General features: G+C 58.3%; 21 protein-coding genes. 10 read left to right on the top strand and 11 right to left on the bottom strand.

All coding sequences use genetic code 11. From position 1 onward, the window contains the following. Positions 1-23 precede the first annotated feature (23 nt). Positions 24-596 carry a DUF6151 family protein gene (locus tag ACUNV4_RS23770; RefSeq protein WP_430881131.1) on the top strand — a complete coding sequence of 191 codons (573 nt, stop codon included), beginning with the start codon at positions 24-26 and terminating at the stop codon, positions 594-596. A 76-nt stretch (positions 597-672) separates the two neighbouring features. Here ACUNV4_RS23770 and ACUNV4_RS23765 read toward each other — a convergent pair whose 3' ends face one another. After that, positions 673-1,914, bottom strand: coding sequence for an MFS transporter (locus tag ACUNV4_RS23765; protein WP_430881130.1), 1,242 nt, complete (start codon positions 1,912-1,914; stop codon positions 673-675). 243 nt (positions 1,915-2,157) lie between these two features. Further along, on the bottom strand, positions 2,158-3,093 hold the full coding sequence (locus ACUNV4_RS23760) for a cation diffusion facilitator family transporter (protein ID WP_430881129.1): 936 nt from the start codon (positions 3,091-3,093) through the stop codon (positions 2,158-2,160). A 490-nt stretch (positions 3,094-3,583) separates the two neighbouring features. On the opposite strand from ACUNV4_RS23760, the gene ACUNV4_RS23755 reads away from it, so the two are divergent. Continuing rightward, positions 3,584-4,981, top strand: coding sequence for an MATE family efflux transporter (locus tag ACUNV4_RS23755; protein ID WP_430881128.1), 1,398 nt, complete (start codon positions 3,584-3,586; stop codon positions 4,979-4,981). Between the two features lie 43 nt (positions 4,982-5,024). Here ACUNV4_RS23755 and ACUNV4_RS23750 read toward each other — a convergent pair whose 3' ends face one another. Continuing rightward, on the bottom strand, positions 5,025-6,032 hold the full coding sequence (locus ACUNV4_RS23750) for an aldo/keto reductase family protein (RefSeq protein WP_430881127.1): 1,008 nt from the start codon (positions 6,030-6,032) through the stop codon (positions 5,025-5,027). 143 nt (positions 6,033-6,175) lie between these two features. Between ACUNV4_RS23750 and ACUNV4_RS23745 the strand changes: the two genes are divergently transcribed. Together ACUNV4_RS23745 and ACUNV4_RS23740 are read left to right on the top strand one after the other, a co-directional pair. Further along, positions 6,176-6,958 (top strand): 3-hydroxybutyrate dehydrogenase, encoded by a 783-nt coding sequence (locus ACUNV4_RS23745; protein ID WP_430881126.1) that lies wholly within the window; start codon positions 6,176-6,178, stop codon positions 6,956-6,958. 30 nt (positions 6,959-6,988) lie between these two features. Further along, on the top strand, positions 6,989-7,399 hold the full coding sequence (locus ACUNV4_RS23740; protein ID WP_430881125.1) for an MAPEG family protein: 411 nt from the start codon (positions 6,989-6,991) through the stop codon (positions 7,397-7,399). A gap of 56 nt (positions 7,400-7,455) precedes the next feature. Here ACUNV4_RS23740 and ACUNV4_RS23735 read toward each other — a convergent pair whose 3' ends face one another. Continuing rightward, a complete protein-coding gene (locus ACUNV4_RS23735) occupies positions 7,456-7,809 on the bottom strand; it encodes a YajD family HNH nuclease (RefSeq protein ID WP_430881124.1) in 354 nt (117 codons plus the stop codon). A gap of 90 nt (positions 7,810-7,899) precedes the next feature. Between ACUNV4_RS23735 and ACUNV4_RS23730 the strand changes: the two genes are divergently transcribed. Both ACUNV4_RS23730 and ACUNV4_RS23725 read left to right on the top strand, forming a co-directional pair. Continuing rightward, the gene (locus ACUNV4_RS23730) at positions 7,900-8,541 is read left to right on the top strand and encodes a YigZ family protein (protein ID WP_430881123.1); all 642 of its coding nucleotides are present in this window, start codon (positions 7,900-7,902) and stop codon (positions 8,539-8,541) included. Positions 8,542-8,706: 165 nt separating this feature from the next. Beyond that, positions 8,707-9,972: a glycosyltransferase gene (locus ACUNV4_RS23725; RefSeq protein WP_430881122.1), complete on the top strand. Its 1,266-nt coding sequence runs from the start codon at positions 8,707-8,709 to the stop codon at positions 9,970-9,972. Between the two features lie 56 nt (positions 9,973-10,028). Here the strand turns inward: ACUNV4_RS23725 and ACUNV4_RS23720 are convergent, their stop codons facing one another. Beyond that, positions 10,029-10,721 carry a hypothetical protein gene (locus ACUNV4_RS23720; RefSeq protein ID WP_430881121.1) on the bottom strand — a complete coding sequence of 231 codons (693 nt, stop codon included), beginning with the start codon at positions 10,719-10,721 and terminating at the stop codon, positions 10,029-10,031. Between the two features lie 32 nt (positions 10,722-10,753). After that, positions 10,754-11,389, bottom strand: coding sequence for a hypothetical protein (locus ACUNV4_RS23715; RefSeq protein WP_430881120.1), 636 nt, complete (start codon positions 11,387-11,389; stop codon positions 10,754-10,756). Between the two features lie 329 nt (positions 11,390-11,718). Between ACUNV4_RS23715 and ACUNV4_RS23710 the strand changes: the two genes are divergently transcribed. Further along, a complete protein-coding gene (locus ACUNV4_RS23710; protein WP_430881119.1) occupies positions 11,719-13,620 on the top strand; it encodes a methyl-accepting chemotaxis protein in 1,902 nt (633 codons plus the stop codon). Positions 13,621-13,756: 136 nt separating this feature from the next. Here ACUNV4_RS23710 and ACUNV4_RS23705 read toward each other — a convergent pair whose 3' ends face one another. The 4 genes from ACUNV4_RS23705 to ACUNV4_RS23690 form a co-directional block, all read right to left on the bottom strand. Further along, positions 13,757-15,211 (bottom strand): aldehyde dehydrogenase family protein, encoded by a 1,455-nt coding sequence (locus ACUNV4_RS23705; RefSeq protein ID WP_430881118.1) that lies wholly within the window; start codon positions 15,209-15,211, stop codon positions 13,757-13,759. Between the two features lie 25 nt (positions 15,212-15,236). After that, the gene (locus tag ACUNV4_RS23700) at positions 15,237-15,842 is read right to left on the bottom strand and encodes a TetR/AcrR family transcriptional regulator (protein ID WP_430881117.1); all 606 of its coding nucleotides are present in this window, start codon (positions 15,840-15,842) and stop codon (positions 15,237-15,239) included. Between the two features lie 234 nt (positions 15,843-16,076). Next, positions 16,077-17,789, bottom strand: coding sequence for a hypothetical protein (locus ACUNV4_RS23695; RefSeq protein WP_430881116.1), 1,713 nt, complete (start codon positions 17,787-17,789; stop codon positions 16,077-16,079). A gap of 54 nt (positions 17,790-17,843) precedes the next feature. After that, a complete protein-coding gene (locus ACUNV4_RS23690; RefSeq protein WP_430881115.1) occupies positions 17,844-18,446 on the bottom strand; it encodes an EndoU domain-containing protein in 603 nt (200 codons plus the stop codon). A 179-nt stretch (positions 18,447-18,625) separates the two neighbouring features. Here ACUNV4_RS23690 and ACUNV4_RS23685 point away from each other — a divergent pair, with 179 nt between their 5' ends. From ACUNV4_RS23685 to ACUNV4_RS23675, 3 genes are read left to right on the top strand one after another with little or no spacing between them, the layout of a single operon-like run. Continuing rightward, positions 18,626-19,297: a hypothetical protein gene (locus tag ACUNV4_RS23685; RefSeq protein ID WP_430881114.1), complete on the top strand. Its 672-nt coding sequence runs from the start codon at positions 18,626-18,628 to the stop codon at positions 19,295-19,297. Positions 19,298-19,335: 38 nt separating this feature from the next. After that, positions 19,336-20,634, top strand: a complete 1,299-nt coding sequence (locus ACUNV4_RS23680) for a sugar-binding protein (protein ID WP_430881113.1) — start codon at positions 19,336-19,338, stop codon at positions 20,632-20,634. Positions 20,635-20,673: 39 nt separating this feature from the next. Continuing rightward, entirely contained in the window at positions 20,674-22,029 is a 1,356-nt protein-coding gene (locus ACUNV4_RS23675) for an MFS transporter (RefSeq protein WP_430881112.1), read from the top strand. Here the strand turns inward: ACUNV4_RS23675 and ACUNV4_RS23670 are convergent. Next, a complete protein-coding gene (locus ACUNV4_RS23670) occupies positions 22,026-23,099 on the bottom strand; it encodes an ABC transporter ATP-binding protein (RefSeq protein ID WP_430881111.1) in 1,074 nt (357 codons plus the stop codon). The two genes, ACUNV4_RS23675 and ACUNV4_RS23670, sit on opposite strands and share 4 nt — an antisense overlap. Between the last annotated feature and the right edge of the window lie 3 nt (positions 23,100-23,102).

The raw sequence follows: 23,102 nt of genomic DNA, 5'->3' as shown, positions 1-23,102 counted from the left end.
CGCTAGCTCAACGGCCATAGCCTGTGACAAATCTGCCTCTGAAATGCCGCTGCGGTGAAGTCACCGCGCTTGCCACGAATGTCAGTCCGTCAAGTGGTAATCGTGTGATCTGTTGCTGCTGTGATTGTCAGGCCTTTGCACGTTTTCTGGGCCGAGAGGACGAGGTGCTGGATGCTTTCGGTGGAACAGAACTCTTCCAGATGCCCCAGTCACAACTGACCATTCAGCAAGGGCATGACAAGCTGCAGTCCATGCGATTGACAGAAAAGGGTCTGCTTCGCTGGTACACGAGTTGTTGCAATACGGTGGTCGGCAATACGGTAAATGCAAAGATGCCGTTTGTCGGTGTCATCCACACATTCATCGACGAGGCGGACAGGGACAAGGTGCTTGGTCCTGTCAAGGCTGTGGTGCAAACGCAATACGCCAAGGGCGCTCCCGATTACCCGAAGCACTCGGCGAAATTTCCGCTTGGTGTCACGTTGCGGCTTGTCGGACAACTGCTGCTGTGGAAACTGCAGGGCAAGCAGAAGCCCAGCGCGTTCTTCAGCGATGACGGAAGGCCCGTGAGCAAACCTGTCATCGCGTCCGAATAGCCTGTCCGCGGTGTATGTCCATATCACTGAATGACGGGGATTGCAGCATTCAATGCAAACGGCTACCTGCAAACCATCAAGCCTGACTGGGTTCTGCTGTTCCCGGAACTGCCGGGGCAGCGGAATTGCCTGTCAGGCGTCTGGACTTTGGTAGAAAGGCGGTCAGGAATCCGAGCAACAGCAGCAATGAAAAATAGCTGAATACCTGCTGGATACCGATATGGTCAGCCAGCGCGCCCAGTGCGGCTGCGCCCAACGCTCCTATGCCGAAGGCAAAGCCGAATACGAATCCTGCCACCATGCCCACTTTCTGCGGCAACAATTCCTGGGCAAACACCACAATGGCGGAAAACGCCGAAGACAGAATCAGACCAACCAGTATGCTCAGTATCACGGTGGCCGTCAGGCCCACATGCGGCAGAATCAGCGCAAATGGCAGGGCACCGAGAATCGATACCCAGATGACTTTCAGATGACCCAGGCGATCGCCCACGGGTCCGCCGAAGAAGGTGCCGACGGCCACGGCACTGAGGAAGATGAACAGACAGGTTTGCGCTTCCCCGATTTCCAGACCGAATTTTTCGATCAGGAAGAAGTTGTAGTAACTCTTGAACGTTTCTATGTAGACGAATTTACTCAGCAACAAGGCGCCAATCACCGCGAAGGCGATGATCAGAGTCTCGCGTGGAAATTCCGAACGTATTTTCGCTACAGGTCCCATCGCCTTGAGCTTGCGTTGGTGGTTGGCGTACCAACGCGCCACCCAGACCAGCATGATGACGCCCAGGGCTGCCAACAGACCGAACCACAGGATGCTGGACTGGCCCATGGGTAATACCAGCAACACGACGGCCAGCGGGCCCAATGCGGTGCCTGTATTACCACCAACCTGAAAGGTGGATTGGGCAAAACCCAGTTTGCCGCCCGATGCCATGCGGGACACACGAGACGCCTCCGGGTGAAACAGGGCCGAGCCCATGCCCAGGACAGCTGCAGCTGCGAGTAACAGAGTGAATGAACTGGCAGTGGCGAGAAGTAGAACACCCGCTGCCACGATGACCAGTGAAACGGCCAATGTCAGCGGTTTTGGCCGCATGTCACCGTACAGTCCCATGACAGGCTGCAGGACGCAAGCTGTGATCTGCTGCGCCAGCGTAATCAGACCGAGCTGCAGATAGGTCAGATCGAAATTGTCCTTGAACAGCGGGTACAGGGCTGGAACCAGAAACTGGATCAGGTCGTTGATCAGGTGGGCGCCGGCGACCACGAGAATGATGGAATACGAGGTCGTGGTTTTCGTGTCTGAGAATCCGTTCATCGTCAATGCTCCGGAGTGTTGGGAGTTCGGTGCGACATCAACCGAGGATGCAATACCCGGAGGGCGCAATTATCGCTGCGTCCGGGAAAGGCGACCGACAAGCATACGCTTTATAGATGAACTATCAAGCCGAAAATGCGAATTTCGGAGAAGATAACTGATGTGAGCAGAGGCGCGATTGACTGGCTGCCATCAGCAAGCGCGGCCACGGTCGCAACGCGAACCATCGATCTACGGCAGCTGTCAGTCGAACGATGCGTCCTCGGGTTCGGAAGGCTCCACATGAATCAGCACATCGGACAACTCGGGTAAGCGAGTCATCAGTTCTTCCTTCACCTGATGGGCAATGTCATGCCCCTTGCGTACGCTCAGTTCACCATTGACCACCAGGTGAAGATCCACGAAGTGCTCCACGCCGCACTTGCGCACGAAACATTTTTCGGTGTCGATCACGCTGCTGTGATGTGCGGCAATTTCGCGTATTTCCTCGACCAGATCGTGATGAAACTGCTCGTCCATCAATTCTCCCAGTGCCGGCCGGAAAATCAGCCAGGCATTGATGATGATGACAACGGCAGCAACCAGCGCCGCCCAGTCATCGGCGGCTTCCCAGCCATCGCCCAACAGTACCGCCATGGCGATACCGATGAAGGCCGCCAGAGAAGTGATGGCATCGCTGCGATGATGCCAGGCGTCTGCCTTGAGCGTGGTGCTGCGGGTGGTGTCACCCTGGTGTGACACATGGCGGAAGGCGAGTTCCTTGATGACGATGACGGCTGCCAGCACGATCAGTGTCCAGGCGTGCGGGGTATCGTGTGGCGTGCGGATATGGTCGATGCTCTCGACCGCAATGACGGCGGCTGCTGTGACCAGCAAGGCGACGATGACAAAGGTGAGCAGAGCCTCGGCGCGGCCGTGACCGTAGGGGTGGTTGTCATCTGCAGGCCGCAGGGCAAAGCGCAGACCGAACAGCAATAACAGCGAGGAGACGGCATCGGTGGCCGATTCGATGGCATCGGCAACCAAAGCATAGGAGTTGCCGACAACACCAGCGATTCCCTTGACAACGGCCAGTGCCAGATTCAGCGCAATGCCCGCAGTGACGGTGCGCAGAGCGATGCGGCGAACAGTGTTGTCCTTGTTGTTATCCGGCATGGCCTGGCTGATCGGCGAGTTCATGCGGCAATGGTAAACGAAGCGAGAGGGCCAGTGTCATCCAGTATCACTCATTGTGTATCCGAACCCGTTTCCCAACGAGCCAGTTGCCAAAGGCGGTTTTCCAGCGGCATATCCAGTACGAAATGTGTGGGTATCAACCCGGTTTGCACAAGTACATCGGGAGCATGTTCAATCATCGCTGCGCACGCAGTGCTGAAAATCACGGTATTTCCCACAAGCAGCGTAAGGATATCTTCACGTATTTCCACAGGAATGCTGAGGGTATGTGTCGTGTTCTTCCGGTCACTCCCCGGCTGATCCTGCTCGGTGTCGCCATTGCAGTTTGCGCTGGAGCGTCGAAAGCCATCGTAGTGGCAGAGGAGGTTGCAAGCCCAGACAGTCGGACCACGGCAGGGCAGTTTGCCTATACACTAGCGTGGCGCGTCTGCGCGACGGCTACATGTCCACGCTGTGCCGTTTCCTGCCAACATCATCGACTGGGACTAGCGTCTTGAGCTTGCCAGACCCCAAAGAGACTTCATCTGCCGGATTCCTGTTCTGGTTGGGCAGTCCTGCGCTGCGCGCCGATCTCCGGCGGACCTTGCGACTTGGCTTGCCACTCATTGGCGCACAATTGCTGCAGATCGGCAACGGGCTGGTCGATGCCATCGTGGCCGGACGGATCGGACGCAGCGAGCTGGCAGCCGGCGGCATCGGCGGCAGCCTGTGGTTTGTGGTCTCTCTGTCGTGCATCGGATTGATGGCCGGTTTGTCGCCGACCTTGTCAGGATTGATCGGCCAGCGTCGTCGGGCATTTGTCGGCGCGGTGTTCCGACAGGGTCTATGGCTGGGACTGATTACCGGCGCTGTCGCTCTGGGACTGCTCTTGCTGATTGCCGGAAACGTTCACCGCTTTCCCTTTGAACCCGAGCTGCCGCCGCTGATTCGTGATTATCTGTTGGGAGCCTGCTGGAGTCTGCCGTTCTTTGCCATCGTGATGGCGTCGCGCAACGTTTGCGAGGCAACCAATGTGACACGTCCCGTGCTGTTGGTCACGGCCATGGGGCTGCTCATCAATGCCATCGGCAGTATGGGGTTGGGCCTCGGTCTGGCCGGCCTGCCGCAACTGGGTGTCTTCGGTATCGGTATCGCCACCACGATTGTCAACATCTGCATGGCTCTGATGTTGTTGCAACTGCTGCGTGGCAAGCGTTTTGCGCGTTTCGAATTGTTCGCACGCTTCGATCGTCCGCGCTGGGATCAGATAGGACCCATGCTGTCATTGTCCATCCCCATCTTTCTCGGCATGTTGTTCGAGGCAGGTCTGTTTGTGGCAACCTCGATACAGATGGGTACCATCGGCTTGCTGGAAGCCGGTGCGCATCAGATTGCCCTGAGTGCCTCGGCATTCTGTTTCATGCTGCCGCTGGGCATGTCCTTCGCCTTGACGGCGCGTATCGGTCGGGCGTCGGTGATGGGGCATGCCGCGCCGGTTCGACTGCGTGTGGCCAGTGGCATCATACTGACGCTGGGCATGGCATTGACCACAGCGTCGACCCTGATCCTGTTCCGCTATCAGATTGCCGGCATCTATACGGCCGACATCGAGTTGCAGCAATTCGCGGGTAGTCTGTTGTTGCTCGGGGCCATATTCCAGTTGTCCGATGGCGCTCAGATCATGCTCATCGGTGCCTTGCGCGGCCTGCACGATACGCGCGTACCGATGCTGATCAATGCCTTTTCCTACTGGGTCGTGGCATTCGGCTTTGGCGTTTTCTGTGCCCACGTACTGGATTTAGGGGCATTCGGCCTGTGGTATGGCCTGATAACCGGGTTGAGCGTAGCCTCCCTGCTACTGGGATTGCGTCTGCGCTACCAGCTGAAGCGCCTGTCGGCAAGACAGTCCTGATGGCGTCAGAAATTTGTCCGGGTCTTGGCAGTTCTGGCCTTCCTCACGGGCGAAAGTACTTGATGCAGGCAGGTCTGACTTCTTCCCAGCCCTCGTCGAACGCATTCACCAGGGCTGATGGCAGTGCACCGGCGGCACAGGCTTGCAGATTCTGCTCGAAATGTCGCATGGAACTGGCACCGATGATCAGTGCATGTGGCGTGCGTCTGTCGCTGCTTGCCGCCGAGTCGGTGGCAGGACCAGTCAATGCCGAATGGTGGCACAGCCAGCGAAGTGCGGCTGCGGCCGGTTCGATGTCTTCGGCCCGGCACTGCTCCGACAGGCGATTGATGACTTCGAAGTATTCCGGTTTCCAGTAACGACTCTGATAACCGGCAAAGTCGGCAAACCGGCCTCCGGGGGGTATCTCATCCACCGACTGATGCTTGCCCGAGAGCAGACCGCCTGCCAGTGGGTTATAGGCGTAGAAGGCTATCCCGTAGTTGCGCAGGCAGGGAAACAGCTCGCGTTCCACATCGCGCGTCAGTGCGTTGTACATGCCCTGATACACAGTGGGCATGATCCAGCCCTCGGCGCGGCAGATCTCGCTGATCTCGGCAACTTGCCAGGCAGCGTAGTTGCTCAGGCCGAAGCGCTGGAAACGACCCTTCTGGTGCAGATCCGCCACCGCCTGCAAAGTTTCACGGATGGGGACGTTCAGATCTGGTGAATGCAGATAGAAGAGATCCAGCGACTCCATGCGCAGGCGTTGCAGCGAGGTTTCCAGCTGACGCCGTACCGAACCGGCCGAGAGCCCGCCTTCTTCGGCAGGGTTGGCCTTGCCCGCCATATGAGTCCCTTGCAGAACACCCTGGGTATTGAGCTCGCCCAGCAAAGTCTCCGTACCGCCCTTGTTGTAGACATAAGCGGTGTCGAGTGCCGTGTGCCCCGCCTGTTGAAAGGCTGTGATCATGTCGGTTGCCGTGGCGGCATTGACCTGACCACTGAAGGTCATGGTGCCGAGAATGATGTCGAGGTCCTGGTCGGAGCCGGTTGCCTGATTGCCTGTCATGATCTGCCGGTGTGGGGTGTGGATACACCGCTAGTGTAAACCGGGGCTGAACAAGGTGCCATGGCACTTACCCGCTGGCAGTTTGCCGGTAGAATAGAGCACTGGCTTCCGTGAAATTTCAATCTACGTCGAGGAATGACTTCATGAGTAATGCAAAGACCGCGCTGGTAACCGGCTCAACCAGCGGAATCGGGCTCGGTATTGCCGAGGCACTGGCTGCCAAGGGCATGAATATCGTATTGAATGGTCTGGAGTCGGCTGATGAAGTGCAGGAGTTGTGCACTCGTCTGGAAGGTATCTCCGGTGGCAAGGTCATCTACAGTTCGGCCAATCTCATGGATCCTGCGGCAGTTCGTGGCATGCTGGATGCAGCTGCCTCGGCCTTCGGGGGGGTGGACATTCTGGTCAACAACGCAGGCATGCAATTCGTCTCGCCCGTCGAGGATTTCCCGGATGACAAATGGGAAGCCATCATGTCCCTGAATCTCTCCGCGGCCTTCTATACCGCCAAGGGGGTAGTGCCTCACATGAAACAACAGCAGTGGGGCAGAATCGTCAATATTGCCTCGGCTCACGGGCTGGTGGCCTCGCCTTTCAAGTCGGCTTATGTTGCCGCCAAGCATGGGCTGCTCGGTCTGACCAAGACACTGGCACTGGAACTGGCCGAACAGGGTGTCACCGTCAATGCCATCTGCCCCGGATACGTCTGGACGCCGCTGGTGGAAAAGCAGATTCCGGCAACGGCGGAGGCTCGTGGCATGACGGAAGAGCAGGTCATCAACGAAGTCATGCTGGCCGCTCAGCCGAACAAGAAATTTGCCACCATCGAACAGATCGCGGCCCTGGCCGTGTACCTGTGTTCCGATGATGCCACCGGAATCACCGGTGCCAGCCTGCCTGTCGATGGCGGCTGGACAGCCCACTAGGCGCTGCGGGTGCTGCAGACGGGACAGGGCATGACGACCGAACTCACGGTTCTGGCACTGGCTGCACTGTTGCAGACCGTGCAGTTCGTGCTCATGGCGGTGCCGGTCAACCTGGAAGTGGGAACCTCGAAGACATTGTCTCCGCGGGATGCAGATCGTCTGGGCGGGGCGCTGATCGACCAGGTCAGCACGCGCACGGCTCGTCTGGTCAGAGCCCTGAACAACCATTTCGAGGCCCTGATACTGTTCACCATCGCCGTGCTGGTGGTCAGCCTGTCGGGTCAGTCCAGCACCTTCACGGAAATCTGTGCCTGGCTGTATCTGGCCGCTCGGGTCGTGTACATCCCTGCCTACGCCTATGGCTGGGTGCCCGGGCGCTCGATTGTCTGGAGTGTCTCTTTCGGCGCCACGGTCGCAATGCTGGTGGCGGCACTGATCTGATCGCATGCCTGCCGGGGATACCCCGGCAGGCGGTGTCGAACGAGAATCGCGTTCGCCTATTTCTTCAACAGGGACTTCAGATCGGCAAAGGGGTTGTGTGTCGCGGTCTCGCCCTGATCCTCGCGCCCATAGGTCACCTGTTCGACATAGCGCTGGTGTTCATTGTCGTGGCAGTAGACACATAACAGCTCCCAGTTACTGCCATCATTCGGGTTGTTGTCATGATCATGATCCCGGTGATGTACGGTCAGTTCCTGCAGGTTGGCCTGGGTGAATTCGCGCATGCAGCGACCGCAGATCCAGGGGTAGAGTTTCAGGGCTCGCTGACGGTAGCCGTTCTCGCGGCTGGCGTAGTCGGCACGAGCGCTGGCAACGAGGCGATCGAGCTTGGCGGTATCGGGCTTTTTCATGGGTGTCTGGCGGTGCGTCTGCAGCTTTCAGTGTCGTCGGCATCATACCTCTGCCATGCAAGGGTTTACCAGTGCACCGGCAGGGCAGGCTTGGCAGTATTTTTCCTGCAACTTGTTTACAGTGGCGGTATGGACCGGTTCCCTACACCCTCAGGCACACAGCAATTCGAACTGGTCATCAAGCGCTCGCGTTTCATTACCCGGGTAGGACATGTCGTGGGCAAGGACGCCGCCCGCCAGTTCATCGCGCAGTGCCGTCTCGACATGCCGGATGCCAATCATCATTGCTGGGCCATGGTGGCGGGGGTCCCCGAGGATATCTGGCTGCAGGACCAGAGTGATGACGGAGAGCCGAAAGGCACAGCCGGCAAACCGATACTCAATGTACTGCAGCATTCCGGTCTGGGTCATGTGGTGGTGGTCGTCACCCGCTATTTCGGGGGTGTCAAACTGGGTGCCGGCGGCCTGGTCCGAGCCTACAGCCAGTCGGCCTCGGAGGCATTGCTGGCGGTCGAAGTGCAAGATAGTTTCATTCGTGAACGTCTCCGTGTGGAACTCTCCTATGACTTGCTGGACACACTGGAACACTGGCTGCGCGGCACCGATATTCTGGTGGACGAGCGTCAGTTCGATGCCAGCGTGCATCTGACACTGCTGGTGCCGTCACAGGAGATGACGATATTGCAGGAAAAATTGCTGGAACTGGGAGCTGGTCGCATTGTCACTGAGTGACTGCTGTGCGTCACACTCGGAACTATCTGGTTGTCGATGCTGACTGATGAGTGTCGTGACCTGGGTTCAAGACTCTGCAATCGGCGAGCTTTGCTCTTGGCTGAAACTGCAATGCGGTGATAAGCTGCGCCCTTCAGATGTACCAATTGCCAGTACAAGGACTTCATGTCGATTCCATCCCGACCGGTGCAGGACAGCCGACTCCTCTCACCGCACGCATCGACCCAGTCAGAGAGCCGCAAGCGATCTGCTCTGGGCAACTCTGCCCGGCCTCATGAACTGTCGGATCTGCCGCACAATGTCTCCTTTCTGCAGACACGTCGGCGGCTCATGTTCGTTATCGAGGCGCTGACGGTTGGTGGTGCGGAGCATATGGTGGTCGATCTGGCCAACGAATTCGTGGAACGTGGCGATTCGGTTCATGTCGTCTGTCTCAGTGCTCTGGGAGAACTCACGGCTCAGCTCTCGCCCGACGTCACTCTGCACTTGCTGAACAAGAAGCGCGGCGTCGATTACCGTATTCCGCGCCGCCTGCGGGCATTGGTACTGAAACATCGTATACAGGTTGTCAATTCCCATCTGTGGACGGCCAATCTCTGGACGCGTCTTGCGCTGGTCAAGAGTGGCGTGCCCGTGGTGATCACCGAGCACAATCGTGACGTCTGGAAGCGCTTGCACAATCGAATCGTCGATCGGGCCCTGAGCCGTGTGACAGCTCGCATGATTGCAGTGTCGCAGGACACCGCCAATTTCTATGCCAATGACGTCGGGATTGACAAGGCGTTGATTTGCGTCGTCAACAACGGCGTCAATACCGCTGTCTATGCCAACGGCAACGGTAACGGTCTGCGCAGGCAGCTGGCGTCCCACGGGGAGTTTCTGATTGGGACTGTCGGACGACTGGCCAAGGCGAAGAATCACCTCAGACTGGTCGAAGCGACAGCCATCCTGCACCGCTTGCAGTTGCCAGTACGTGTCGTCATCGTCGGTGAAGGGCCGGAGCGTCAATCCACGGAAGACAGGATTGCAGAGCTCGGCCTGCGCGACGTCGTGACGTTGCTGGGAGAGCGTGATGACATCCCTGACTTGCTCGCAGCCTTTGATGTCTTTGTTCTGTCCAGTGACCGGGAAGGACATCCCCTGTCTGCACTGGAAGCACAGGCCGCTGGAACACCGGCAGTGCTGACGGATGCTGGTGGCAGTGCCGATGCCGTGTCGCGCAGTGAGCAGGGCGCCGGCGGCATTCTGGTGGAGAGAACCGCGGAGGCACTGGCAAATTGTCTGGCCGAGCTGGTGGCCGATCCGCAGCGGCTGGCACAGATGTCCGCCTTCGCGCAGTCCCATGCGGCTCGGTATTTCGACAAGTCATTGATGATCGATCGTTACAGCGAGATTTTCGACAAGGTCCAGCGCAGCGCCGTCATTTCCTGAGTTGCCGGTCTTTCTACACAGGCCCCTGTCACATCGAGCCGCTTCGTTGCATCACATCAGTGCAGACGCCTGATGTGTTCGAATTTCGCCGACCCTGACAGACGATAGAATCGCGCCAACTCCTGATTCAATCCGGTTTGATCGGCCGGGCGCGGGAAAGCCTGCGTCAACCATTCACAGTAGCTTGCCGCGCAATCACTGGCAGCCTTGTAACGCTGGTACAGTTCCGAATGCACCGGTGCGGTAAAGCGCGCATTGTCGAACAGCTGTCTGTGCAATCGATTGCGGCTGTCGTCATCGGGATTGCAGGCCATCAGCAACAGGTACTTGTCGACCTCTGCCTGCAATTCCAGATCCAGTGCTCTCAACTGTCGATCATGGTGTGCATGCCACAGCAGGCATACTGCATGGCTGACACCCTCGACTACGGTGCAGAGACTGTCGATGATATGTTGCTCATAGGTATGTAGCCGACCATGGCAATCGGTTCTGCTGTTCTCGCTGGCTATATCCAGCACGTCATGATCCAGATAGACGGTAAACTCCAGTGTGTCACCGCTCTGGCAGATGAAAACCGTTTCCTCGATGTCCATGGAGTGGTCATGGGACTCTTGCCCGCCGTCCTGACGAACCGAGCCCGCCAGGTTTCTGGCCAGCAGGGCATCGTGTGATACGAACTGCTTCACCTGGTAGGGCAGGGCCAGATCGTATTGCCTCTGAAGGCTTGTCTGAAGATTTTCAACCAGCATGTGACGCCGTCTCGTGATGGTCTGATTGCAGATCAATGCAAGGGTCTGGAGTGGTCGCTGTCGATGCTCTCTTCGAGAAAAACGCCTTGTTGGCGAAGTTGTCGAGCCAATGCCGGGTGATGACTGATTTCCCATTCATCCACCAGTTGCAGCAGATCCTTCTCCGAGCGGGCACGAGTTGGAACTTCCGAGATGACAACGACATAGTCACTGAAATCGCTGGCCAGGGATTCAAAGATGCCCTGCAGAGCACGATCCCTGCTGGACTGGCTGGATTCTCCTGCCAGCGTGCCGTAGGCAGCTTCTCCCATGGACATGTAATAGCGTACGTCGATGGGTTTGCGATCGAGAGCGCCGGAAAACAGACCGGCTACGACAATGGCAACATCACCCAGGCGTTGCAGTTGCAGGCGACGTTCATGCTTGGTGGGTGACTCCAGGGCCATGCGATAGTATTCGGCCAGTGGTGTCAGGGTTGCGCCTGTCCCGTTATCATCGAGAAAATGCCTGGTCTTCGAATAGTTGCAAAGCAGTTGTGTCAGATACCACAGGGCATCGTCGTTGCCATCCAGCTTGTTGCGTTCTGCAGCATCTTCGATTCGCTCACGGAAGAAATCCTGCAATGAGCTGCTGGGTTGAATGAGACGGTCGTCGGACGTCGTGATCATGGTCTTATCCTCGATCTTTTCAACTACTGCTGTAATGCTAGCGACCTTTGTGCCAGACACTTGATCTGACGGAAAGATCCTCTGCCTGTCCTGATGTATAGCATCTGCAGAGTTTTACGGTTGTTAGCAAAGCAGGGGCGTGAGTGCCAGAAAGGTGGTGGCCAAATCGTCGCAAGGTGGTCCGATTCCTGAAAACAGTGGCAGGCTTGCAGAAGAAATCAGGCCTCCAGAGGGTTTTTTCTGTAACGGTAATGAAGCGCTAAAGTGTCAGTAAACAGGGTTTTCTGCCGATTCTGAATCAGGTAGAAGCGGTCTTTGGAATACACGGAATGGGAAAGTTGGGTTTGGCCTTGCGCATACAGTTCGTGTTGCTGGCCTGTACGATCGTGGTGCTGTTGCTGCTGGGTGTTCAGGTCAATACCGCACGCAAGGCAAACACCGGCACGATCGATGAGCTGACTCTGATTCAGACGCGCCAGCTGGCTCTGCGCGATATCCAGATGGGTGCGGAGCGGCTGATACGCAGTTGGAAGAGTGTATTGCTCAGCAGTGATGAGGCCGAAGCTCAGCGGTTTCGCAGTGCGCTCCAGAAGAACAGAGACTCCATTCTCGCTCATGCACGGTATCTGCAGGGGCTGGGGCACGCGACAGGCGGCGGCGGCAAACTGCAGGGGTTTCTCGATTCGGCAAGCGAGCTGATGGAACACTATGAAAACGCCATGCGGGATTTCCTGCCGGGCGACAGCGATTCGATTGGCTTGCAAAGTGGCGTGGATATCATCGAAGAGCGCACGATGGAAATGATCGATACCCTGGTTCAAGATCAGGCTCTGCGAATGCAGACGCTGCTGGAGGGGCAGGAGCAGAGCGTGCAGCGTCAGGATCGCCAGTTTGCCTGGTCGGCCGTGGCCATCCTGTTCTGTGTCGCCATCGTGTTTGGAGTATTCATACGCTGGCATGTGACCAGGCCGCTGGAACGCCTGGTGGATGCAGCCCTGCGGTTGAGCGAGGATGAAACCACAGTCACCATTCGGCATGTCTCGCGTTCGGATGAACTGGGGGCCCTGGCCAGAGCACTGCAGGTCTTCAAGCGCAATCGCATCTCGGAGCTGGCGCTCATTCGTGCCGCAGAATTGAGTACCGAGGAGCGGGAACAGCAGATCAAGCAGGATGTGGAGCACCGCCGCGATGCCGAATATGCCGAACTGCGCGAAAGTGAGAGACATCAGGCGATTCAACGGGCCGAAGAATCTGCGGCCAGTGAACAGTTGCTGCAGGCTCGAATCGATCGACTGTCAATGGGTGTCAGTGCGGCGGCAGCCGGTGACCTGAGCTATCTGGAAAAGAACCCCTGCGAGAACCTGCACCTGAATGATGCACTGGCGCACATGACCAGAGATCTGGAGAGTCTCTTTGCACAGTTCGGCCGAGACTTCGGCAAGATCAGGACGGATGCGCAGAAGGTGAACCATTCGGCCGTGCAGCTCGAAGAACTCGGCCAGTTCATTGATGAGAGTGCGCAGTTGAACGGTGATCAGACGCAAAGGGTTCTCCAGGGGGCGCAGACTGTTCGAGACGTACTACTGGCGGTGGCTGATCGAGTCGACCAGATGGAAACGGGTATCCGTGGGATATCCGATAACGCCTCACAGGCTTCATCGGTCGCGTCTCAGGCAGTTGAGCTTGCCAGGAGTACAGGAGGCACCATGCGCACGCTGTCCGAGTCATCGCAGGATATCGGCAAGGTCATCAAGCTGATCACATCGGTTGCCGAGCAGACCAATCTGCTGGCTCTCAATGCCACGATCGAAGCGGCGCGCGCTGGTGATGCGGGAAAGGGTTTTGCCGTTGTCGCCAATGAAGTCAAGGAGCTGGCCAAGGAGACCAACAAGGCAACCGATGAAATCGAGGTTCGTATTGCGGCCATCCGCAACGATACCGATGATGCCGTAGAGGCCATTGCCAGTATCAATCAGATCGTCTCGCAGATCGATGGACTGCAGACCAGCATCTCCGAGTCGGTGCTGGTTCAATCCGATACTGCCAGAGGCATTACCAAGCTGGTTGGGGATGCCACGGGTGACAACAAGAACGTCCGGTCCATTCTGGCGGAGGTCATCGAGCGACAGCAGAGCAATCAGGAGGCCGCCGCCCGGGTGCGGCATTCATCGGAGGAACTGCGCAACAGCGCCGAAGGCAATGTCGAAATGACCGCGCGCTACCGGATCTAGCCTCATCGAGGCGAGAAAACGACCCTGGATACAGCATCCGCCATCCACTTCCTGGCAGACGCCAGTCTGGCTGCCAGTTCGACGGTCATGCTGCGAGTTGCAGTAATCATTCATCCCCTGCATGCGTCATACCACGCTAGTCGTGGCGTGAAGCCACGGTTTTCAGGGTCGAGAATCCGTACAGTGCTTCAAACCCCTTCTCGCGGCCATGTCCCGACAGGCCCGTACCGCCGAAGGGCAGCTCGACACCGCCTCCGGCGCCATAGTTGTTGATGAATACCTGCCCGGCTCGCAGCCGTCTGGCCAGACGCATCTGTCGTGCGCCATCCCGACTCCAGACAGAGGCCACCAGGCCATAGGGCGTACCATTGGCAATGGCGACAGCGTGATCTTCATCGTCGAATGGCAGGATCAGCTGAACCGGTCCGAAGATTTCCTCCTGGGCCAGCACATGCTCGGGCGCAGCACCGGCGAGTAGTACCGGGGCAAGATAGAAGCCGCCTGCCGGTGCCTCGTCGACGATACGCCCGCGGGCAGCAACTTCCAGGTCTTGCCCCTGGTCCAGGCAGGCGCTGACCATATCGTGTTGTCGGGCTGATATCAGTGGTCCCAGAGACAGGTCCTGCATGGCCGGTCCGACCTGCAGTTGTCGATACTGCCGGGCCATTCGCTCCAGCAGTTCATCATGGATGTCACGTTGCACCAGAATGCGCGATGAGGCCGAGCAGGTCTGGCCGGCATTCTGGATACCGGCATTGACCAGGAAGGGGAGGGCTGCATCCAGATCGGCATCGGCAAACACCAGTTGTGCCGATTTGCCACCCAGCTCCAGCGTCACGGGTACGACATGACGCGCGGCACTGGCCTGGACAAGCCTGCCGGTGGCAAGAGAACCGGTAAAGGACAGGTGCTGGACACCTGCATGCTCTCCGAGGGCGGCACCGGCCTCCGTGCCGAGCCCGGGGATCACATTCAGCGCACCGGCAGGCAGGCCGGCTTCCCGCGCCATGTCGGCAAAGGCAAGTGCCGTCAGGCAGGCTTCCTCGGCGGGTTTGAGCACGGCAGCGTTTCCCATGGCCAGGGCCGCGCCCACCGAGCGGCCGATGATCTGCATGGGATAGTTCCAGGGAATGATGTGGCCGGTAACGCCATGCGGTTCACGCAGGGTGTACACGGTGTAGCCGTCCAGATAGGGAATGGTGCTGCCATGGATCTTGTCCGCGGCACCTCCGTAGAATTCCATGTAGCGCGCAAGGGCCAGGGCATCGGCTCTGGCCTGGCTCAGTGGCTTGCCTACGTCAAGCGATTCAAGTCGCGCCAGAGTTTCGCTGTTCTCCAGCACTCGCTGCCCGATACGTGCCAGTATACGGCCTCGTTCCGGCGCGCTCATGCGTCCCCAGTCTCCCTGCAGAGCGGCTTCAGCTGCGGCGACGGCCTGGTCGACGTCGGATTGGCCACCGCGTGCTATTTCGCAGATCGGCAGACCGGTGGATGGATCCGACAGTGCCAGGTATTGCGCATCGGCAGGCTTCACCCAGTCATTGCCGATGAAACAGAGTGACGGATCGAACCAGAGGTCGTCAGGCATCATGGGCGTCACTCCTTGCGGTCACGGTTCAGCGGCGGGATTGCCAGTGGCGAATGAAACTGTCGATGAGCAGATCGACGATCTGACTGTCGGCGTCCGTTGACTCGAGGTGAAATTGCGATGACAGCCTCAATGCGGCTGTACCATGCACGCCCGACCACAATGCCAGCGCACCCTGGCGGACTTCATTCTCGGGGGCGTTTGGTCGCAACTGATGCAGCTGCTGGCTGAGCAGCTCGAACATGGTGCGGATCTGGTCACCGAGACCCGGTGGTGGCTTGTCCGGGTGCTGGATACTGCGGGTGAACATCAGATCGAACTGATGCGTGTGCTCGCGGGCAAACTGCAGATAGGCCTGACCCATGGAGCGGATGGCGTCAGCCGGGTTGCTGCTGCTCTGCTGCGCAGCGGCACAACGCTCATGCAGCGCGCGCAATCCGATCTGGTTGACGTGCAGAAAGATATCCTGCAGGTTGATGAATACCGAATACAGCATGCCCGGCGTATAGCCCACGGCAGTGGCTATCTGTCTCGCTGTGACCTTCTCGACGCCTCTCTGCCTGACGAGGTTCAGAGCCGCCTCGATGATCATTTCCTGCAATTGCTCGCGGCTGTGGTCGCTACGTCGGCCCATGATTGCATTGCATGATGTTTGACAAGGTACCGTCGATTATAGCGAGCGATGGCCGCAAGACAGCCCGCGATCGGAAAATAGAGGAGAAAGGCAGCTTGCGTATACCCGGATGAGCGCCAGTCTTGCGCATGGACTGGCGGGGCACGTGGTAATTGGTGCCTGCAGGGCGGGGACGGAGCGCAGCCTGACCGACGGTGAACTCCGGTTGTGGGTTGATGCCTCGGCGAGGCTTGTTCAGCCTGGCTGGTGCAATACGGACAGGTGCGGAAACGGAATGATCAGCTTGGCTCGGGTACAGGCATCGACGCAGGCACTCTGAATGGTCCGCTCGATCTTGCGATAGGACTTCGCGGCACGGCTGTCACAGGTGACGAAGATCCAGTAGTCCAGGGAGGAATCGTTGGCCAGTTTCAGTTCGACTCTTACATCCTTGATGAAGCTGGCCAGGTCGGTCTGCGAGAGTTGTTCTCTGACGGCATCGCGTAGCAGTTTGGGCACCTGAGTCAGACTGATGTCCTGGTGCCGGTAGTCAACGCCGAAGCTGCTGGTGACACCGAAGGTATCGCCGCGCGACAGATTGGTCATGGTTGCGCGATAGAAGTCCACGGCAGGCATGCTCACCAGCTGGCCGCCGCGGTGCTTGAGCACTACCGTATCGGGATTCTGGTCGATCACTTCCATCGGGCTGTGGTCTTCCAGCAGTACGGTATCGCCGCGCGAGCTCGGAAACCAGGGATCCTTGCCGGATGGGCGGGATGTCGTGTCGTGAAACTCGGCCAGCGGAATTCGCAGGACACCGTGCAATTCCGGATTGCGCAACACGGTGTACATGTTGATGGATTCGACGCGCCACGGCAGTCCACGATACATGATGCGTTCCGATTCGCGCATGGGGCCGATATTCAGCAGCAAACGGGCTTCGGAGAGGTAGCGTGGCAGAAGATTGCGGATGCCCAGGGCCAGGCCCACGATCAGAAGTATGAGCAGTCCCAGCAGCAGCACGTCGCCTCGCTGGTAGAATACGACGAAAACGGCAATCAGTATGAGTATGAAGGTCAGCGCCTGCACGCTGTAGGCAGCAAGCCGATAACGGGTACGGCTCTCCGGCGTGGCCTTGTCGACCAGTGCGGAGCGGTAACCGCGCATCAGGAAGCGCACGCCGAAGTACACGATGGACGCTGCGAGGATGGCCAACAGAAGGGTCAGGCCTCGACCGGTCAGGAAATCCTGCAGTGATTCTGCAAGAGTCTGAACCAGAGACTTGTCGCCTTGCAGGTCGGCGATCTGGAAGCGCGCGATCTCGATGTCACTGCGGGCATCGTCGAGCCTGCCTTGCCACAGCTTGACCAGTCGGTCCAGTGAGTCCGCCAGCGCTCCCTCCTGCGCTCGATCTGCCAGAGGGGCGAGATTATCCAGAGCCTGTGTGGCGGCTGCCTGTTCTTGCTGACGCAGCGCAATCCTGTCGTTGAGTTCCTTGATCTTGCGGGGCTTTTCGGTCAGGTCCTTGAGGCTGTCGATGACTGGCTGTGCAATCAGGGCAATGTCTTCACGCCAGTTGCTGTCGGGTTCTTCCGTCGCGGGTGCAAACAGACTGTTGTCGACGCCGCCGATGGCAATGGTCTCCAGGGTGTCCCGCAATTGCTGAATATCTTCACTCAGCTCCTCTGCCTGGGCTCGCAGATCTTCCTGATCCTGCTCGTTGGCAGTCTGGATGGCCTCCCCCAGACTGCTGCGCTCATCGATTTTCTGACTGAGCACGCTCTGCACATACGCCAACCTCTCCAGAGTCGCTGCCGGGTTCTGCACGCTGCCCTCCTCGGCAGGGGCTGTCGAGGTCTCCGAGGCAGCTGTTTCCGGCTGCTGCGCACGCACTGCAGGCAACAGCTGTGTTGCCAGCAGAGTGAACAGCAGGATCAGGCGGGGTAGTGCCGACAGCGCTCTGTTCATGGGGTCAACCGTTGCTCAGCGTGACGTGTTGATGGTTCATCAATCCCGGATTGCTCAGTCCCGGACGTAGATGGGGAAGGCGGTATTGATGCCACCGCGACTGGACGTGTAGCCCTGCACCGCAAACCCGAGCCCGGATGGACCTTCGAAGGGCTGTGCTCGCGGATCATCACTGTTCCGGTAGGCATTGAGAACAGCCTGCAATACTTCATCGCGTGTCAGTGAGTCGGGAAAGAAGCTGGAAAATTTCCCCTTCCATTGCTGACCGTCACGAATCTCGATGTTGGCGGTGTAGACGCCGGCGCTGTTGGGGCGATCGCGAATGGATTTGACTCTGGCTCCTGAGGGGTCCTGGCCACCGGGGCGGGCGTGGAAGCCGACGGGTTTGCCGCTGCGGTTGATCTCTCCGGCGAAGATGTGCCACTGGTTGACATTGGGCTCGGTGTCGGTCCACTTCGGATAGTCCGGTTCACTCAGAGCCTCGCCTTGATGCGAGCCGGAACGGTTGCTGCTGCTGTCAACGGGAACGCTGGTGGTAGCAGGTGCACTGCCACCGCGTGACAGGGCGTGCAGATCAATGCCGAACTGGTCCAGATTGACACCCAGTGCCAGTAGTATGATGGCGGCGATGGGAATGTAGCGTTTGTACTTGTTCACGATTGGTTGTCCGGTGAAGTTGTCGGTAAGCTAGTCTATAAAGGTTAACAAGTCGACCTTTCGCTGGCTTGCGTTGATGGAATCTGGTCCAATTGGGAACGGTCACGGGCGAACACAGAGAAAACATGCTTAGGTGCCTGAAAACATTGTTCATTGCCTTGTTCGCTGTGAGTCAGGTGATGCCTTCCGGTCGGGTGGCGCTGGCCGATGCGCCGGTACCTGCATTGTCCGGGAGCTCCGCAACGTCAGGCCTGCTGCTGGCACAGTATGAACGGGGAGCCTATGGACGCTCGGTGGCCAATACGGACGCCTCGGTGGATCTCGAACCACCGCTGATCGAGCATGATGTCGTGGCCGAGGCTGAAGCGGACATTCGGCAGACCTTCGTGGCAACGGTGGTGGATGATCAGGATCTGGACAGTGTGATCTTCTATTATCGCTACGCCGGTGAAACCAGTTTCTCACGGTATGTGATGATGCAGGTGTCCTACTCGTCTACCTACATTGCGCAGATTCCGACAGATCCGAACGGCACGCGGGCCATCGAATACTATATTCAGGCACGTGATACCAGCGGCAACCGAACAGTAAGAGGTTACACATTCAGTCCGTTGGTGCGAAATATAGTGCTACCTCCGGCCGAAGAACCCGTGATTCAGGCTCAGGCCGATGCCAGCGCTGACGCGGCAGCCCGGGAGGGGGCAGGCATCTCCAGGGTCGTGTATATCGTGGGGGGAGTACTCATACTGGGTCTGATTGCCAGTGCGGCCAGTTCGTCCGGGGGATCGGGAGGCGGCGGCTGCAGCGACGATGGCTGCCGATTGTCGCTTACCATTGATCAGCCATTCTAGAGGCCATCCACATGGGCCGACCGACACGCCAGCAGACAATGACGACAGACGCACAAGCGCGCGCAAGCCATCATGAGCTACGCACCGCGGCAGGCACACAACGACGAACCGTCGGCATGGGCCGCTGTGCCTGCCTGTTGTTGCCTCTGAGCCTGCTGACGGCTTGCGACTCGGCTTCCTCTGGTGGGCAGCTGCAGGTCAACGAGCCGGCCGGACTCGAGTTGTACCGACCCGGTTTCCTGCAGAGCAGGAAGATCGATGACACCCGCGTGGAGGCTCGTGTCCGTGTCGATGTCGGTGATGTCGAATACCCGGTCGTGCAGCTTGCTTCCCCGGCTGGCGATACCAGCTGGCGAGGCGAGGTCCAGGTGCCACAGGGCAGTGATGTGACACTGACGGTCGATTGGGTAGAGACTGGCGTCGAGGATCTGCCGGCCGAACTGGGTGGTGAACTGCTGTTGGCCAATTACAGTGTCGATATCAGCGGCATCAATTCCAACCGGGCAGTTGATGTTGACATCAGCGAGTACGTGATCGAGTCCACCGAGGAAGACCCCAGGCCGGAGCTTGACCTGGATGGCGATGGCTTCGGCAATCTGCGCGAACGCCTGGAAGGGACCGGCCCCAACGATGCCGACCAGATACCACCCGAAGTAGTGATTGCCTACCACCCCAGAGCACCGAGAATCGATGGCAGCTACGATTCCATCTGGAACAATGCCCAGTTTGTGGATGAGGCGGACAACGACCTGTTCATCAATCAGGTGCTGATCGACAAAGGGGTGGTGCAGCCGGGGGAGGATCGCCGCTATCGCTGGGGTGCAATGCACGACGGCGAGTTTCTGTACCTGATGGTGTTCGGGGAAAAATTCGGCGAGCAGACGCCCTTCGGCGATTCCGATCTGGCCTACGAGGATGATGCCATCGATATCTTCTGGGACGGCAACAACAGCAAGGGCGCCAGTTACGATGGCGTGGATGATTACCATGCCATCATTCCTCTGCTGACATCCCAGGGCGCAGCCAATGCCACTGGACGTGCTGATACCCGGCTGGATTCGGGCGATCGTTCCATTCCGGTTGATGTCTCGATGTTCGAGTTTGCGGTATGTCTGTGCAATGCACCTGAGCAGCAGCAGGTCTATGAAGTGAAACTGGATCTGCAGGCAGCGAACATACCGGTGGATGAACCCTTCGGGCTGGATATCCAGCTTAACAATGACGTTGACGGTGGTGACAGGGATGCAAAATGGGCCTGGCACAATGATTCGGGGCAGGATGACACCTGGCGCTTTCCCGTTCGCATGGGGACGGCACGACTCGAGCCGGCACCGTAGCGGGTAGCGGAACAGATACGTGATGGACTAGAGCGGCAATTGTCGTCTCTACCGACATCATCTCGACTGCCTGCGAGCCTGCTGGCCGCTTATGCCAGTCTGGCTTTTCCGCTGGCTGCGGCCTTCATTGCGTTGCAGGTCATCATACCCACCTTCTATGCCGAGTCCACATCACTGAGTCTTGGCGCCATTGGCGGTCTGCTGTTGCTGGCCCGATTGGCAGATACTGTCACCGATCCACTGGTCGGTTACTGGTCCGATCGTAGTAGCAGTCGATATGGCCGACGCAAGGTTTTCGTGGTGGCTGCAGCACCCATGGTTGCAATATCAGTCTGGTTTCTGTTCATGCCGCCTGGTGATGCATCGGGCACGTATCTGCTGGGCTGGACGGTTGCCATCTACGTGGCGGGCACACTGTCCATCGTGCCAGGCAGTGCCTGGGCGGCAGAGTTGTCGGACGATTACAATCAGCGCAGCGTCATCGCCGGCTCACGAGTGGCTTTCGGCCTGAGCGGTACGCTGGCGGCCTTGCTGATTGTTGCCTTGTTCAGCAGCGAGAATTCGCAGAACCTGGCCGGAGCATTGCGAGCCATTACCTGGCTGGTCCTGATCACGTTGCTGGCAACGACCGCGTGGGCCGCCTGGCGAGTGCCGGATGTGGCGCAGACCCGGCTGCCGGGACAATCGCTGCAGGCTGCCTGGCAACTGATGCTGCGACCGAACCCCTTTCGGCAATTATTGCTGAGTTTTCTGCTCAACGCGGTTGCCAACGCCATCCCTGCCACCCTGTTTCTGCTGTATGTCACGCACGTGCTGGCGGTGCCTGCGCAGGCAGGTATCTTTCTGTTTGTGTATTTCGTGGCCGCAGCCGTCGCTGTGCCCTTCTGGCTGGCAGTCTCGAAACGTCTGGGCAAGCACCGCACCTGGTCTATCGCGATGATCCTGGCCTGCCTGTTCTTCGTCTGGACACCGTTCCTGGGGGCCACCAGCGTCGCCTGGTTCTACCTGATCGTGGTGGCCACCGGTTTCACTACCGGCGCCGATCTGTCACTGCCCAGCGCCATCAATGCCGATGTCATCGAATGGGATGCACTGGAGAATGGCTATCGCCGACCCGGGCTGTTCTTTGCCTTGTGGGGTACGGCATCCAAGCTGTCCTATGCACTGGCCATCGGTATCGCGTTTCCGTTGCTGGAACTTGCCGGGTTCAGTGCCAGAGAGGCCAACGCCGAGGGCCCCGTGCTGTGGCTGGCCATCGTCTATGGTGCGCCCTGTATCCTGTTCAAGCTGGCCGCCATTGCCAGCCTGCATGATTATCCGATCACCGAGGCCGTACATCAGGAGATGCGTCGCCAGTTGGGTGAGCGTGAGGCTCAGGAGACTGCAGGAGACTAAAGGCGCATGCCAGTATCGGCATCAAACAGATGACTCTGACCGTCGGACACCTGTAATGACACGGAGCTGTCCACCTCAACCATGACTCGTTCGCGCAGCAAGGCTTCCAGTTTCTCTTCACCCGAGCCACAGATGATCAAGGTTTCGGAGCCGGTGGGTTCGACTACCTGTACCGTGCACTGAAATGCGCCGGGAGTATCAGACAGTGACAGATGCTCAGGTCTCACGCCATAGACGATTGCCTTGCCGGCATGGTCTCTGGCAACGGATTGGTCAACAGGCAGAGACAGGCCGGAGTGTGAGCGGAAGTGAAATGTGGATTCCCTTTGTTCGATGGCGCCATCGAGAAAGTTCATGGCCGGAGAGCCGATGAAGCTGGCAACAAACCGATTGACGGGCTTGTCGAACAGTTCCAGTGGCGCCCCCGCCTGCTCGACAAGACCATCTCGCATCACGACGATCTGATCAGCCATGGTCATCGCTTCTACCTGGTCGTGTGTCACGTAAATGGTTGTCGTCTTCAGACGGCGATGCAATGATTTGAGCTCGGCACGCATCTGTACACGCAATTTCGCATCCAGATTGGACAACGGCTCGTCGAACAGAAAGACGCTTGGGTCTCTGACAATGGCTCGTCCCATTGCCACTCGTTGGCGTTGTCCGCCAGAAAGTTGCCGCGGGTATCGGTCAAGGTAGTCGCCCAGTCCTAGAATGGCGGCGGCATTCTTGACCGCTACCTCCATTTCATCCTTGCTGCGCTTGGCCAGGCGCAAAGAAAAGCTCATGTTTTCACGAATGGTCATGTGCGGGTACAGAGCATAATTCTGGAAAACCATGGCGATATCCCGATGCTTTGGCTCCACCTCATTGATGACCTTGTCATTGATACTGATGGTGCCTGCCGTAATTTCCTCAAGGCCTGCAATCATTCTCAGCAGAGTGGATTTGCCACAGCCCGATGGTCCGACAAGGACGACAAATGCACCGTCGGGCACACCCATGGAAACGCCATGCAGCGATTTAACTTTGCCGTAACTCTTGTGTACGTTGTCTATCTGTACCGTTGCCATGCA

Source organism: Granulosicoccus sp. 3-233, assembly GCF_052681095.1.
This window is presented reverse-complemented; position numbering and strand designations above follow the sequence as displayed.